Source organism: Xanthomonas sp. SS, from assembly GCF_014236835.1.
Lineage (GTDB): Bacteria > Pseudomonadota > Gammaproteobacteria > Xanthomonadales > Xanthomonadaceae > Xanthomonas_A.
This window is the reverse complement of record NZ_CP051190.1, coordinates 4,980,926-4,995,077: the sequence shown is the minus strand read 5'-3', so window position 1 is coordinate 4,995,077 and position 14,152 is coordinate 4,980,926. Positions and strand designations below refer to the sequence as shown.

The window sequence follows — 14,152 nt, the reverse complement described above, 5'->3', positions numbered from 1 at the left end:
ACCGCATAATGCCCGGTCCCACCCATCGCCGACGAGGCTCCCGCATGGCCCGCATCATCGCCATCGCCAACCAGAAAGGCGGCGTCGGCAAGACCACCACGGCGGTCAACCTGGCGGCGGCGCTCGCGCGCCAGCCGCAGCGCGTGCTGCTGGTGGACCTGGATTCGCAGGGCAACGCGACGATGGGCAGCGGCATCGACAAGCGCGAGCTGGCCGCGTCCACCTGCGACGTGCTGCTGGGCGAAAGCAGCGCCGCGCAGATCCGGGTGACCGCGCCGGAAGGCTTCGACCTGCTGCCCGGCAACATCGACCTGACCGCCGCCGAGATCCAGCTGATGGACCAGCCGGCGCGCGAGCAGCGGCTGAAGACCGCGCTGGCGCCGCTGCGCGAGGAGTACGACTTCATCCTGATCGACTGCCCGCCGGCGCTGTCGCTGCTGACCCTGAACGCGCTGACCGCCGCCGACTCGATCATCGTGCCGATGCAGTGCGAGTACTACGCGCTGGAAGGGCTGACCGCGCTGCTGGAGACCATCGAAGCGCTGCGCGCCAACCTCAATCCGACGCTGGAGATCGAGGGCGTGTTGCGCACCATGTTCGACGTGCGCAACAACCTGGCCAACGCGGTGTCGGCGGAGCTGACCAACCATTTCGGCGACAAGGTGTTCCGCACTATCGTGCCGCGCAACGTGCGCCTGGCCGAGGCGCCCAGCCATGGCCAGAGCATCGTCGGCTACGACCGCACCTCGCGCGGCGGCGTGGCCTACCTGGGCCTGGCCGGCGAGATCGTGCGCCGTCGCAACGAACGCAACAGGCCCGCCCCGGCCATGGAGAGCTACTGATGACCGCCAAGCCCCCCGCCCTCGGAGCGAAGAAGCGCGGCCTGGGCCGTGGCCTGGAAGCGCTGCTGGGACCGAAGGGCGGCGCTACGGCCGCGCCGGCGCCCGACGACGCAGCGCAGCCCGGCGAGAGCCTGCGCCAGTTGCCGGTCGGGCAGCTGCAGCCGGGCAAGTACCAGCCGCGCCAGGAAATGGACGAGGGCAAGCTGCAGGAGCTGGCCGAGTCGATCAAGGCGCAGGGCGTGATCCAGCCGATCGTCGCCCGCGAGCTGGCGCCGGGCAGGTTCGAGATCGTCGCCGGCGAACGCCGCTGGCGCGCCTCGCAGCTGGCCGGGCTGAGCGAAGTGCCGGTGGTGGTGCGCGAGCTCGACGACCGCACCGTCATTGCCATGGCGCTGATCGAGAACATCCAGCGCGAGGACCTCAATCCGCTCGAAGAAGCGCAGGCACTGCAGCGGCTGATCGACGAATTCGCGCTGACCCACGCCGAGGCCGCCGAAGCGGTGGGCCGCTCGCGCGCGTCGGTGTCCAACCTGCTGCGCCTGCTGGAGCTGCCGCCGGCGATCCGCGCGCTGCTCGAAGCCGGGCGCCTGGAAATGGGCCATGCGCGCGCGCTGCTGACGCTGTCGCCGGACCTGGCCAGCCGCCTGGCCTCCGACGCCGCCGACCAGGGCTGGTCGGTGCGCGAGGTCGAGCACCGCGCGCAGCAGTTCGCCGCCGGCAAGGTGCCCAGCAACCGCAAGGCTAAGCCCGGTCGCGTCGCGCCGCAGGCCGACATCGCCTCGCTGGAGACCGAGCTGTCCGAATCGCTGGGCACCAAGGTCGCCATCGCCCACGGCCGCGGCGGCAAGGGCAAGCTGGTGATCCACTACACCGACCTGGACACGCTCGACGGCGTGCTGGAGCGGCTGCGCGGCAAGGTCGGCTGAGCCGCCCCGCTGTCGATCCGCATGACGTCCGCCCTCCTCCCCGCAATCGCGCAAGGCGCCCGCCGATGACGGTGCTGGTCACCGGCGCGGCCGGCTTCGTCGGCGCCTACACCTGCCGTGCGCTGGCAGCGCGCGGCGAGACCGTGGTGGGGCTGGACAACTACAACGACTACTACGACCCGCAGCTCAAGCGCGACCGCGTCGCCGCGCTGTGCCCGCAGGTCGATATCCGCCCGCTCGACCTCACCGACCGCGACGGCCTGACCGCGCTGTTCGACGAGATCCGCCCCGAGCGCGTGGTGCACCTGGCCGCGCAGGCGGGGGTGCGCTATTCGCTGCAGAACCCGTATGCCTACGTCGACAGCAACCTGGTCGGCTTCGTCAACGTGCTGGAGCTGTGCCGGCATCGCGGCGTGCAGCACCTGGCCTATGCCTCAAGCAGCTCGGTGTACGGCGATTCGGCGACGCCGCCGTTTTCCGAAGACCAGCGCATCGACCAGCCGCGCTCGCTGTACGCGGCCACCAAGGCCGCCAACGAGCTGATGGCCTACACCTATGCGCAGCTGTATGGCCTGCGCGCCACCGGCCTGCGTTTCTTCACCGTGTACGGCCCGTGGGGCCGGCCGGACATGGCGCCGCTGCTGTTCAGCCGCGCGGTGCTGGCCGGGCGCCCGATCGAGGTGTTCAACCACGGCCGCATGCGCCGCGACTTCACCTTCGTCGCCGATATCGTCGCCGGCGTGCTCGGCGCGCTCGACCACCCGTCCGCGGACGCGGTGCCGCACCGCGTGTTCAACCTGGGCAACCACACCCCGGTCGAACTGGAGCGCTTCATCGGCGTGATCGAGGCCGCCGCCGGCCGCGCCGCCGAGAAGGTCTACAAGCCGATGCAGCCGGGCGACATGGTCGAGACGATGGCCGATACTGCGCGCGCCCACGCCGCGTTCGGCTTCGATCCGAGCACCCCGATCGAGGTCGGGCTGCCGCAGGTGGTGCAGTGGTGCCGCGAGTATTTCGGCGCCGCGGCCTGAACCTTCAGCCCCGGGTCACCGGCTCGGGGCACAATGCGCGGTCTTTTTGCGTCGTTGTCGCCGTTCCCCGCGTTTTCCCATTGCGTTGCCGTCGAGCCTAATCGAGCCATGAACCAGCCTTCCCTTTCCGTCGTCGTCCCGGTGTTCAACGAGCGCGACAACGTGCCACCGCTGGTGGCCGAGATCGTCGCTGCGCTGCGCGGCGTGACCGACTTCGAGATCGTCTACGTCGACGACCATTCGCGCGACGACACCCTGGCAGTGCTGGACGGACTGAAGGCGAGCACGCCGGAGCTGCGGGTGCTGCATCACGTCACCCAGAGCGGGCAGAGCACCGCGGTGCGCAACGGGGTCAAGGCCGCGCGCGGCGCGTGGATCGCCACCCTCGACGGCGACGGCCAGAACGACCCGGCCGACATCCCCAAGCTGCTGACCGCGCGCGCTGCCGCCGCTGCGCAGGTCAAGCTGTTCGCCGGCTGGCGCGTGTCGCGGCAGGATTCGGGCAGCAAGCGCTGGGCCTCCAAGTGGGCCAATGCGATCCGCGCGCGCATGCTGCGCGACGACACCCCCGACACCGGCTGCGGCATCAAGCTGTTCGAGCGCGAGGCGTTCCTGGACCTGCCGTACTTCGACCACATGCACCGCTACCTGCCGGCGCTGATGCAGCGCGCTGGCTGGCAGACCCTGAGCGTGCCGGTGAACCATCGCCACCGCACCTCGGGCGTGTCCAAGTACAACAATCTCAACCGCGCGCTGGTCGGCATCCGCGACCTGCGCGGCGTGGCCTGGCTGATCGCACGCAGTCGCCGCACCGTGGTGCAGGAGCGCTGAGATGGATTCGCATTTCCTCAACGAACCGATCCAGGCGCTGTACTGGACCGGGCTGCACGTCACCGGCTGGAAGCTGATCGGCTACGTTGGCGCGCTGATGTTCGGCGGCCGCTGGCTGGTGCAGTTCGTCGCCTCCAAGCGCGCCGGCAAGCCGGTGATCCCGCGCATGTTCTGGTACATGAGCGTGGTCGGCAGCCTGATGACGCTGAGCTACTTCCTGTTCTCGGCCAAGCAGGACTCGGTCGGCGTGCTGCAGAACCTGTTCCCCGCCTTCACCGCGTTCTACAGCCTGTACCTGGACATCAAGCACCGCGGCTGGCACCGGGATCGCGCTTCGCATTGAGGCTGGCGCGGTAGTGCTTCCCAGTTCCGGTGGGGATCTTGTCGCGGCTGAAGCCGCTCCTACAGGGAATCATGCTCTTCTGTAGGAGCGGCTTCAGCCGCGACCGCTTTTGCTCCCGCATGCGCCGGCAGCCAGATCGCATCCCAATACGGATAATCGCCCAAGCGACGCACCAGGCCGGCGCGCAATGGATTGGCCACGATATAGCGTGCCGCGGTCAGCATGTCGTCCTCGCGCCGCAGCGCGCGATCGTGGAAGCCCGGCGACCACACCCTGCCGCCGCGGCCGCGTGCGCGATTCACCGCATGCGCGCATCGGCCCTTGGCGTGTTGCATGGCTTCTGACAGCGTCGCGCGCGGACCCAGTTCGATCAGGCCGTGCCAATGGTCGGGCATCAATACCCAGCACAGCAGTTGCACCTGCGGCCAGCTGGCGGGCGCGGAAAGGCAGGCAGCCGCTGCACGTGCGCAACGCCAGTCCGAGAACAGCGTTGCGCGTTGGAAGGTCACCACCGTCAACAGATAGGTACGCCCGCCCTCATCATGGCGGCCGCGGCGCAATGCGGCATGTCCTGGAAAATGAGCGAGCGGAGGCATGGCGTGCAGCGTGCCCGCAGGAGCGAGCGACGCCTATCGGCCGAAGTGCGTGCGCCGTGTCGGGAAATGCCCTGCGTCGCGCGGACGGATGCCCGGGGTCGCGCGTTGCGTGGAAGCAGGACTTCCGGCCCACCCCCTGCCGCACGCGGGATGCGATCATCGGGATCTCGTTCCCACTGCCTGTCGCCGCCCATGCCGATCGCCAAGACCCCGCTGGCCGCTTCCCTGTTGCTCGCGCTCGCACTCGCCACGCCGGCGCTGGCCGCAGCGCCGGCCGTACCGCCGGCGGCGGCCACCGCCTCCGCGGCCGATGCCCGCTTCCAGGCCATCTACGAAAAGGAGTGGAAGTGGCGGCAGGCGCAGGTCGGGCAGGCCGACGAGGACAGCGACAGCAGCGGCGACAACCAGCAGCTGCCCGACGTCGGCGCGGCGGCGCAGGCGGCGCGGCTGAAGGTGTGGGACGACGTGCTGCGCCAGCTCGACGCGATCGAACCGGCGCAGCTGTCGGCCGACAACCAGGTCAACCTGGCGGTGTACCGGCCGCAGATCGAGAACCTCGCCGCCGCGGTGCGCCTGCGCGCCTACGAGATGCCGTTCAACTCCGACAGCTCGTTCTGGTCCGACCTGGGCTTCATGGCGCGGCGCACACTGCGCACCCCGGCCGAGTACCGCGCCTACATCGCGCGGCTCAACGACGTGCCGCGCTACTTCGGACAGCAGACCGACAACATGCGCGCCGGGCTCAAGCGCGGCTTCAGCGTGCCGCGCGCGGTGCTGGAAGGGCGCGACGGTTCGATCGCCAACGTCGCCGAGCTCAAGGATCCGACCGCGGCCGCGCTGTACGCGCCGTTCAAGCAGCTGCCGGCGCAGATCCCGGCCGCCGAGCAGCAGGCGCTGCGCGAGCAGGCGCAGGCGGCGATCCGCGACAAGGTGATCCCGGCCTACGCGCAACTGCTGCGCTTCTATCGCGAAGAGTACGTGCCGCAGGCGCGCACCACGCTGGCCGCCGAAGCGCTGCCCGACGGCAAGGCCTACTACCAGCAGCAGATTCGCGAATACACCACGCTGGAGATGCGCCCCGAGCAGATCCACCAACTGGGCCTGCAGGAAGTGGCGCGGATCCAGAAGGAGATGGACGCGATCATCCAGCAGGTCGGCTTCAAGGCGCCGGCCGGGCAGCAGACCTTCCCTGCGTTCCTGCAGTTCCTGCGCACCGATCCGCAGTTCTACGTCAAGACGCCGCAGGAACTGCTCGATCGCGCGGCGTGGATCGCCAAGCGCGTGGATGGCGAAGTCGGCAAGTTCATCGGCACCTTGCCGCGCGGGCGCTTCACCATCGTGCCGGTGCCGCCGGAGATCGCGCCGTTCTGGACCGCCGGTCGCGGCGGCGTCGGCACCTACTGGCTCAACACCTACAACCTGCCGTCGCGCCCGCTGTACAACCTGCCGGCGCTGACCCTGCACGAATCCTCGCCGGGCCACTCGCTGCAGGGCGCACTGGCCGAAGAGCAGGGCGCGCAGCCGGCATTCCGCCGCGAGAACTACATCTCCGCCTACGGCGAAGGCTGGGCGCTGTACACCGAGAAGCTGGGCAAGGAGATGGGTATCTACGAAACCCCGTACGAGGATTTCGGCCGGCTCAGCTACGAAATGTGGCGCGCCTGCCGGCTGGTGATCGACACCGGTGTGCACCACAAGGGCTGGACCCGCGAGCAGGCGCTGGCCTACCTGCGCGAGCACACCGCGCTCAGCGAGCACGAAGTCACCACCGAGGTCGATCGCTACATCTCCTGGCCGGGGCAGGCGCTGAGCTACAAGCTCGGCGAGATCGCCATCGTCAAGCTGCGCGCCGAGGCCGAGCAGGAACTGGGCGCGGACTTCGACATCAAGGCCTTCCACGACGCCGTGCTGAAGCAAGGCTCGGTGCCGCTGCCGGTATTGCAGCAGCAGGTGCGCGCGTTCATCGCCGAGAGCAAACGCCAGGCCGCCGCGCGCAAACCCACCGCGACAAAGCCCGAATAACCGCCGCGCGCGCTTCCTTCTCCCACCGGGAGAAGGTGGCGCGCAGCGCCGGATGAGGGTACGACCGCCAGCACAGCGTGGGAGTGCATCGGCCAGTCCCGGATGAGGGTACGACCGCTAGCGATGCTTGGGCGATAGCCGCAATGCCGGATAGAGGTGCGGCCGCCAGAGTGCGACCGCTCCCGAAGATACAGTGAACCGCCAGTGCGCGAGCGCAAACGAGACGGCGACCGCCAGCGCCGAATGAAGCTGCGGCCACCAGCGCCGGTAGAGACCGCGGCCTCGGTCCGCTCATATCCCGTCCCTCACCTGCGATTGTGTAACCCCACCCGCATCGCTAGGCTGGCGCCATGTCCATCCGCCGTGCCCGCCTGCTCCACCCCTTGCTGCGCCTGATGGCGCTGGCGATGCTGGCGCTGGGCGTGTTGGTGGCGCCGGTAGCCTGCGCGCTGGGCGATGTGCATGCACTGGCGCACGACCAGGCGCACGTGGACGAAGAAGCGCCGCACCGCGGCGACGGTGATGGCGCCGGCGAACGCGATGGCGCCGGTCTGCTGCATGCGCTGATGCACAGCGGTTACTGCCATGGGCAGAGCCCGGCGCTGCTGTCGTCGCTGATCTGGCAGGGCTTGCCGTTGGCCGCGCAGCCGCGCCCGGTCGCGGGACACCAGGACTACCGCTCGCACCTGCTGGAAACCCCGCTGCGACCTCCGATCGCGGCTTGATGCACCGCCGGCGCCTGCCGGCCCGTCCATCGATCCCCGAATCCGGAGAAGTCCCATGTGGTTGCGACTGGCGGCTGTTGCCGCCTTCGCGGTCGCGCCCTGCGCGTGGGCGCAGGCCGTGCCGCCCGATGCTGTGCTCACCCTGGACGACGCCTTCGCCCGCGTCGCCCAGACCCATCCCGATCTGCGCCTGGCCGACGGCCAGCGCCGCGTGCTCGCCGCCGAGGCCGAGCGCGAGGCGCTGCGTCCGCCGCTGCGGCTGGGCGCCGAACTGGAAAACGCCTTCGGCAGCGGCGCGGCGCGCGGCCTGGACCAGGCCGAACTGACCGTCACCCTGGCCGGCGTGCTCGAACGCGGCGGCAAGCTCGACGCGCGCCGCACCCTGGCCCAGGCGCGCATCGACGCGCTGGCGCCGCAGCGCGAACTGGCGCGGCTGGACCTGCTCGCCGAGGTCGCGCGCCGCTACCTGGCGATCGCCGCCGCTGCGCAGCGCCAGGCCATCGCCGCCGCCGACCTGGCGCAGCGCCAGCGCACCGTCGCCGCCGCGCGGCAGCGTCTGCAGGCCGGCGCCTCGCCCGAATCGGTGCTGCTGACAGCGCAGGCGCTGCAGGCGCGTGCGGAACTGGACCGCGACCGCGCGCAGCAGGAGCACGCCGCTGCGCGCCGCCACCTGGCGGTGCTGTGGGGCGAACGCGATCCCGGCTTCGCGCAGGTGACCGGCGATCCGCTGGCGTTGCCGGCAATACCGGACTTCGACGTGCTGGCCACGCTGCTCGATGCCACCCCGGAACTGGCGCGCTTCGCCGGCGAGGCGCGCGTGCGCGAGGCGCGGTTACACCTGGCACGCAGCCAGGCGCGGCCCGACCTGGACTGGCAGTTCGGCGTGCGCCGGCTGCAGGACGGCGACGCCACCGCGCTGGTCGCCGGGATCTCGCTGCCGTTGGGCAGCGCCGCGCGCGCGCAGCCGGAAATCCGCGCCGCCGAGGCCGAGCGCGAGCTGCTCGGCGTGGAGCGCGAAGCGCAGGCGCTGGCGCTGTACTCCACGCTCGCCGACGCGCACGGCCGCTACCGCGCCGCGCAACTGGAAGTGGCGCGCATGCGCGAGGACGTGCTGCCGAAACTGGCCCGCGCCGAGGCCGCCGCCGAGCGCGCCTATCGCGGCGGTGCGATCAGCTATCTGGAGTGGGCGCAGTTGCAGGCGCAGCATGGCGATGCGCGGCGGCAGCAGCTCGCCGCCGCGATCGAGGCGCAGACCGCGCTGATCGAGATCCAGCGTCTGAGCGGGCAGCCATTCGTACTCGCGCCCGCGGCGCAGGTGGCGCGATGAGCCGTTCGTTGCTGTTGCGCATCCGCAACGCGCTGGCGTCTGCCGCCGCCGCACCGGCGCACGCATCTGCATTGCCGTGGTACGCGCGGCAGGCCGTCGGCAGCGTCGCGCCTGCCTCGTACCACCGGTTGCTGACCGGCGCGACCATCTTCGCGGTAGCTGCACTACGGCGTACGCTGCGCCAGCGCCTCATGCGACATGCAGCGCTGGCGCTGTGCATAGCGCCGGCCTATTCCAGCCGCTTTGCGGGTACGCCGATCGCCAGTGCCGATCGCAAGGATCCGCCGCCTGCGATGCCGCCGCGCGAGCCGCGCCACGCGGCGCCGGCAAAGGCCATCGCTTCCGACCACCTTCTCCCGACGCCTGGCGCCCGCCGCCGGCGTCTTTCAGGACGCCCTACGATGAAATTCGAATCCGCTGCGCTGATCGCGCCGCTGCTGCTTGGACTGCTGCTTGGCGGTTGCGCCGGCGCCGGCGACGACGCCAACCACGACGAAGCCGACGCGCATGGCGCAGCCGGCGAAGCCCATGCCGAGGAAGCGCGCAAGGGCGCGCATGGCGGCCGCCTGCTCGAGCAGGATGGCGCCGCGGTCGAACTGGCGATCGCCGAGGACGGCACGCCGCCGACCTACCAGGCCTGGCTGTACCGCGACGGCAAGCCGTTGCCGCCCGGCGCCGGCAGCGTCGAGGTGCGGCTCACGCGGCTGGGCGGCGTGGCCGAGACCCACCGCCTGCGCGCGCGCGACGACGGCGGCCTGCTGGCCGACAGCGTGGTCAGCGAGCCGCATTCCTTCGACGTGGAAGTGCGCGCCACGGTGCAGGGCAAGGCGCTGCGCTGGACCTATCCCAGCTACGAAGGCCGTACCGAGATCGCGGCGAAGATCGCCGCCGATGCGGGCATCCGTGCCGCCCCGGTTGGCCCCGGCAGCATCGCCGACGAGCACGAGGTGCAAGGCCTGCTGACCCCGGCCGAAGGCGCCCAGGCGCAGGCCACCGCGCGCTTCCCCGGCCCGGTGCGCAGCCTGCGCGCCAACGTCGGCGACCGCGTGCGCGCCGGGCAGACGCTGGCCACGGTGGAAAGCAACCTGAGCCTGACCACCTACACGATCAGCGCGCCGATCGCCGGCACCGTGCTGGCGCGCACTGCCAGCGTCGGCAGCAGCGCCGCCGAGGGCCAGGCGCTGTTCGAGATCGCCGATCTGTCCACGCTGTGGGTGGACCTGCACATCTTCGGCGCCGACGCCGGCCACATCGCCGCCGGCGCGCCGGTGACGGTGACCCGGATCAGCGACGGCACGGTCGCGCAGACCACGCTGGAACGCGTGCTGCCGGGCACCGCCACCGCCAGCCAGAGCACGGTGGCGCGCGCGGTGCTGCGCAACGAAGACGGTTTGTGGCGGCCGGGCTCGGCGGTGAAGGCGCGGGTCACGGTGGCGCAGCAGCCGGCCGACCTGGTGGTGCCGGTGACCGCCTTGCAGACCTTTCGCGACTGGGACGTGGCGTTCGTGCGCGTGGGCGACACCTACGAAGTGCGACCGCTGCAACTCGGCGCGCGCGATGCGCGCCAGGTGCAGGTGCTGTCCGGGCTGAAGGCCGGCGACCAGGTGGTGGTGGAGCAGAGTTACCTGGTCAAGGCGGACATCGAGAAGTCGGGGGCATCGCATGATCATTGAGCTGCGCACCGCGCCCCGGCCCCACTGTAGGAGCAGCTTCAGCCGCGACAGAAGTCCAAACGTAAGCGGCATGTTGGCAGATCGGTCGCGGCTGAAGCCGCTCCTACAGGGGAAGAGCGGCGTGTCGCGCGCCGCGCACGGAGGCCGCCGCCATGCTCGCTAGCCTGATCCGTTTCGCCATCGCGCAGCGCTGGTTGATGCTGGCGCTGACCGGGGTGCTGGTCGCGATCGGCGCGTGGAGTTTCTCGCGCCTGCCGATCGACGCCACGCCGGACATCACCAACGTGCAGGTGCAGGTCAACACCGCCGCGCCCGGCTATTCGCCGCTGGAGGCCGAGCAGCGCGTCACCTTCCCGCTGGAGACGGTGCTGGCCGGCTTGCCGGGGCTGGAATCCACGCGCTCGCTGTCGCGCTACGGGCTGTCGCAGGTCACCGTGGTTTTCGCCGACGGCACCGACCTGTACTTCGCGCGACAGCAGGTGGCCGAGCGCCTGCAGCAGGTGAAGTCGCAATTGCCGCCGGAACTGGAGCCGCAGCTGGGGCCGATCGCCACCGGCCTGGGCGAGATCTTCATGTACACGGTCGAGGCCAAGCCGAACGCGCGCAAGCCCGACGGCACGGCGTGGACCGCCACCGACCTGCGCACGTTGCAGGACTGGGTGGTGCGGCCGCAGCTGCGCAACGTGCCCGGCGTGACCGAGGTCAACACCATCGGCGGCTATGCGCGGCAGATCCACATCACCCCGGATCCGGCGCGGCTGGTCGCGCTCGGCTTCACCCTGGACGATGTGGCGCGTGCGGTCGAGGCCAACAACCGCAACGTCGGCGCCGGCTACATCGAGCGCAACGGCCAGCAGTTCCTGGTGCGGGTGCCGGGGCAGGTCAGCGGCATCGCCGAGATCGGCGCGATCGTGCTGGACCGGCGCGAAGGCGTGCCGATCCGGGTGCGCGACGTGGCCCAGGTCGGCGAAGGGCCGGAGCTGCGCACCGGCGCCGCCACCCAGGACGGCAGCGAGGTGGTGCTGGGCACGGTGTTCATGCTGGTCGGCGCCAACAGCCGCGCGGTGGCGCAGGCCTCGGCGGCGCGGCTCGAACAGGCCAACCGCAGCCTGCCGCCGGGCGTGCAGGCGGTGCCGGTGTACGACCGCACCGCGCTGGTCGACCGCACCATCGCCACCGTGGCCAGGAACCTGGTCGAAGGCGCGCTGCTGGTGATCGCGGTGCTGTTCCTGCTGCTGGGCAATTTCCGCGCCGCGCTGATCACCGCGGCGGTGATCCCGCTGGCGATGCTGTTCACCCTCACCGGCATGGTCCGCGGCGGCGTGTCCGGCAACCTGATGAGCTTGGGCGCGCTGGATTTCGGCCTGATCGTCGATGGCGCGGTGATCATCGTGGAGAACTGCCTGAGCCGCTTCGGCCAGGCGCAGCAGCGCCTGGGCCGGGTGCTCAGCGCCGCAGAACGTTTCGAGCTGACCGCGCTGGCCACCGCCGAGGTGATCCGCCCCAGCCTGTTCGGCGTAGGCATCATCGCCGCGGTGTACCTGCCGGTGTTCGCGCTGACCGGCATCGAGGGCAAGATGTTCCACCCGATGGCGATCACCGTGGTGCTGGCGCTGACCGGGGCGATGCTGCTGTCGCTGAGCTTCGTGCCGGCGGCGATTGCGCTGACCCTGGGCGGCAAGGTCGCCGAGCACGAGAACCGCGCGATGCGCTGGGCGCGGCAGGCGTATGCGCCGCTGCTGGACGGCGCGCTGCGCCACGCGCGCTGGATCGGCGCTGGCGCGCTGGCGCTGGTGCTGCTGTGCGGCGTGCTGGCCACGCGCTTGGGCACCGAGTTCATTCCCAACCTCGACGAAGGCGACATCGCCCTGCATGCGATGCGTATCCCGGGCACCAGCCTGGAACAGGCGATCGCCATGCAGTCCACGCTGGAGCGGCGGATCAAGCGGTTCCCGGAAGTGGCGCACGTGTTCGGCAAGCTCGGCACCGCCGAGGTCGCCACCGACCCGATGCCGCCGTCGGTGGCCGACACCTTCCTGATCATGAAACCGCGCGCGCAATGGCCCGATCCGCGCAAGCCCAAGGCGCAGTTGCTGGCCGAGATCGAGGCGGCGGTGCAGCAACTGCCCGGCAACAACTACGAGTTCACCCAGCCGATCCAGATGCGCATGAACGAGCTGATCTCCGGCGTGCGCGCGGACGTGGCGATCAAGCTCTACGGCGACGATCTGGACACGCTGGTGGAGGTCGGCCGGCGCATCGAGGAGGTGGCCAGGACCGTGCCCGGCGCGGCCGACGTCAAGCTCGAGCAGGCCACCGGCCTGCCGATGCTGACCGTGGTGCCGGACCGCATCGCGCTCGCCGGCTACGGACTCAATCCCGGCGTGGTGCAGGACACGGTGGCGGCCGCGGTGGGCGGGCAGGACGCCGGACAGCTGTTCGAGGGCGACCGCCGCTTCGCCATCGTGGTGCGCCTGCCCGAAGCGTTGCGCCAGGATCCGGCGGCACTGGCCGATCTGCCGATCCCGCTCAGCGGCGACGGCGAGCGCGGCGACGCCGACGAATCCAGCCGCGCACCCGGCTGGCGCAGCGGCGCGCCGATCACCGTGCCGCTGCGCGAAGTGGCCAAGGTGCAGACGCTGCTGGGGCCGAACCAGATCAACCGCGAGGACGGCAAGCGCCGCATCGTGGTCACCGCCAACGTGCGCGACCGCGACCTCGGCGGTTTCGTCGCCGAACTGCAGCGCCGCGTGCAGGCCGACGTGGAGCTGCCCAGCGGCTACTGGATCGGCTACGGCGGCACCTTCGAGCAACTGATCTCGGCCGGGCAGCGCCTGGCCTGGGTGGTGCCGGCCACGCTGCTGCTGATCTTCGCGCTGCTGTACTGGTCGTTCGGTTCGCTGCGCGATGCGGCGATCGTGTTCAGCGGCGTGCCGTTGGCACTGACCGGCGGTGTGGTCGCGCTGGCGCTGCGCGGCATTCCGCTGTCGATCTCGGCCGGGGTCGGCTTCATCGCGCTGTCCGGGGTGGCGGTGTTGAACGGGCTGGTGATGATCGCCTTCGTGCGCAAGCTGCGCGAGGACGGCCTGCCGCTGGCGCAGGCGCTGCGCGAGGGCGCGCTGGCGCGGTTGCGGCCGGTGCTGATGACTGCTCTGGTGGCGGCGCTGGGCTTCGTGCCGATGGCGTTCAACGTCGGTGCCGGCGCGGAGGTGCAGCGGCCGCTGGCCACCGTGGTGATCGGCGGCATCGTCTCCTCCACGCTGCTGACCCTGCTGGTGTTGCCGGTGCTGTACCGCTGGCTGCACCGGCGCGACGCTGCAGCAGCGGCGTCCGCTGTGCATGCAGGCCACCCGTTATGACGGTCCATCAATGTCGGGAGCGATGCGATTTCTTAAATTTTATTAATCCGTCCGATTGATAACATCTATGTTGGGCCTCATGCGAGCGATCATTGGCATCTAAATTTCTTAAATGATATGGTTGCCTGCAATTACTAACATCTATGTTAATTATGCGCCGGAACGAAGACGAGTTCGCCACCATGAGCGCTGTGAACACCGCCAAGCACCTGGCGATGCTGGTGAAACAGGCGCGGATGGCCCGTGGGTGGTCCCAGGCCGGGCTGGCTGAGCGGGCACGCATCAGCGCACCCACGATGAACCGTATCGAGAAGGGGGCCCTGGGGGCCTCCCTTGGCGCTTGGTTGGCTGTGCTGGAGCGGGTTGGGCTACTGCACAAACTGAACCAGTTGGACGATCCAGCCTCCAAGGCAATCATGGACAGCACCAAGACCAAGCGGCCCATCCGTACGTCCAGCCAGGACCTGGACTTCTGAC

The 14,152-nt window shown here is 70.3% G+C and carries 12 protein-coding genes; 11 read left to right on the top strand and 1 reads right to left on the bottom strand.

Features of this window, described 5'->3' with window-relative positions; all coding sequences use genetic code 11:
- Window positions 1-44 precede the first annotated feature (44 nt).
- From HEP74_RS21080 to HEP74_RS21060, 5 genes are all read left to right on the top strand, one after another.
- The gene (locus HEP74_RS21080; RefSeq protein WP_185814523.1) at window positions 45-842 is read left to right on the top strand and encodes a ParA family protein; all 798 of its coding nucleotides are present in this window, start codon (window positions 45-47) and stop codon (window positions 840-842) included.
- On the top strand, window positions 842-1,768 hold the full coding sequence (locus HEP74_RS21075; RefSeq protein ID WP_185814522.1) for a ParB/RepB/Spo0J family partition protein: 927 nt from the start codon (window positions 842-844) through the stop codon (window positions 1,766-1,768). Before HEP74_RS21080 ends, HEP74_RS21075 begins: the two co-directional genes overlap by 1 nt.
- A gap of 65 nt (window positions 1,769-1,833) precedes the next feature.
- Window positions 1,834-2,799, top strand: coding sequence for an NAD-dependent epimerase/dehydratase family protein (locus HEP74_RS21070; RefSeq protein WP_185814521.1), 966 nt, complete (start codon window positions 1,834-1,836; stop codon window positions 2,797-2,799).
- A gap of 108 nt (window positions 2,800-2,907) precedes the next feature.
- The gene (locus HEP74_RS21065) at window positions 2,908-3,630 is read left to right on the top strand and encodes a glycosyltransferase family 2 protein (protein WP_185814520.1); all 723 of its coding nucleotides are present in this window, start codon (window positions 2,908-2,910) and stop codon (window positions 3,628-3,630) included.
- 1 nt (window position 3,631) lies between these two features.
- Complete coding sequence (locus tag HEP74_RS21060) at window positions 3,632-3,973, top strand: lipid-A-disaccharide synthase N-terminal domain-containing protein (RefSeq protein WP_185814519.1); 342 nt, start codon at window positions 3,632-3,634, stop codon at window positions 3,971-3,973.
- Between the two features lie 59 nt (window positions 3,974-4,032).
- On the opposite strand, the gene HEP74_RS21055 is transcribed toward HEP74_RS21060, so the two are convergent.
- Window positions 4,033-4,533 (bottom strand): REP-associated tyrosine transposase, encoded by a 501-nt coding sequence (locus HEP74_RS21055; RefSeq protein WP_185814518.1) that lies wholly within the window; start codon window positions 4,531-4,533, stop codon window positions 4,033-4,035.
- Between the two features lie 228 nt (window positions 4,534-4,761).
- Between HEP74_RS21055 and HEP74_RS21050 the strand changes: the two genes are divergently transcribed.
- The 6 genes from HEP74_RS21050 to HEP74_RS21025 all read left to right on the top strand — a co-directional run bounded on the left by HEP74_RS21050 (window position 4,762) and on the right by HEP74_RS21025 (window position 14,151).
- A complete protein-coding gene (locus HEP74_RS21050; protein WP_185814517.1) occupies window positions 4,762-6,591 on the top strand; it encodes a DUF885 domain-containing protein in 1,830 nt (609 codons plus the stop codon).
- Window positions 6,592-6,941: 350 nt separating this feature from the next.
- Window positions 6,942-7,316: a hypothetical protein gene (locus HEP74_RS21045; RefSeq protein ID WP_185814516.1), complete on the top strand. Its 375-nt coding sequence runs from the start codon at window positions 6,942-6,944 to the stop codon at window positions 7,314-7,316.
- Between the two features lie 55 nt (window positions 7,317-7,371).
- Window positions 7,372-8,643, top strand: a complete 1,272-nt coding sequence (locus HEP74_RS21040; RefSeq protein ID WP_185814515.1) for a TolC family protein — start codon at window positions 7,372-7,374, stop codon at window positions 8,641-8,643.
- 401 nt (window positions 8,644-9,044) lie between these two features.
- The gene (locus tag HEP74_RS21035) at window positions 9,045-10,316 is read left to right on the top strand and encodes an efflux RND transporter periplasmic adaptor subunit (protein ID WP_185814514.1); all 1,272 of its coding nucleotides are present in this window, start codon (window positions 9,045-9,047) and stop codon (window positions 10,314-10,316) included.
- A 152-nt stretch (window positions 10,317-10,468) separates the two neighbouring features.
- Window positions 10,469-13,675: an efflux RND transporter permease subunit gene (locus HEP74_RS21030; RefSeq protein WP_185814513.1), complete on the top strand. Its 3,207-nt coding sequence runs from the start codon at window positions 10,469-10,471 to the stop codon at window positions 13,673-13,675.
- Window positions 13,676-13,857: 182 nt separating this feature from the next.
- Complete coding sequence (locus tag HEP74_RS21025; RefSeq protein ID WP_221893144.1) at window positions 13,858-14,151, top strand: helix-turn-helix transcriptional regulator; 294 nt, start codon at window positions 13,858-13,860, stop codon at window positions 14,149-14,151.
- Window position 14,152: the final 1 nt, after the last annotated feature.

Bases quoted from the DNA above. Each gene is read 5' to 3' on its own strand.
- HEP74_RS21025 (WP_221893144.1), top strand. From the start codon at position 13,858: ATGAGCGCTGTGAACACCGCCAAGCACCTGGCGATGCTGGTGAAACAG.
- HEP74_RS21080 (WP_185814523.1), top strand. From the start codon at position 45: ATGGCCCGCATCATCGCCATCGCCAACCAGAAAGGCGGCGTCGGCAAG.
- HEP74_RS21040 (WP_185814515.1), top strand. From the start codon at position 7,372: ATGTGGTTGCGACTGGCGGCTGTTGCCGCCTTCGCGGTCGCGCCCTGC.
- HEP74_RS21070 (WP_185814521.1), top strand. From the start codon at position 1,834: ATGACGGTGCTGGTCACCGGCGCGGCCGGCTTCGTCGGCGCCTACACC.
- HEP74_RS21050 (WP_185814517.1), top strand. From the start codon at position 4,762: ATGCCGATCGCCAAGACCCCGCTGGCCGCTTCCCTGTTGCTCGCGCTC.
- HEP74_RS21060 (WP_185814519.1), top strand. From the start codon at position 3,632: ATGGATTCGCATTTCCTCAACGAACCGATCCAGGCGCTGTACTGGACC.
- HEP74_RS21065 (WP_185814520.1), top strand. From the start codon at position 2,908: ATGAACCAGCCTTCCCTTTCCGTCGTCGTCCCGGTGTTCAACGAGCGC.
- HEP74_RS21045 (WP_185814516.1), top strand. From the start codon at position 6,942: ATGTCCATCCGCCGTGCCCGCCTGCTCCACCCCTTGCTGCGCCTGATG.
- HEP74_RS21030 (WP_185814513.1), top strand. From the start codon at position 10,469: ATGCTCGCTAGCCTGATCCGTTTCGCCATCGCGCAGCGCTGGTTGATG.
- HEP74_RS21035 (WP_185814514.1), top strand. From the start codon at position 9,045: ATGAAATTCGAATCCGCTGCGCTGATCGCGCCGCTGCTGCTTGGACTG.
- HEP74_RS21075 (WP_185814522.1), top strand. From the start codon at position 842: ATGACCGCCAAGCCCCCCGCCCTCGGAGCGAAGAAGCGCGGCCTGGGC.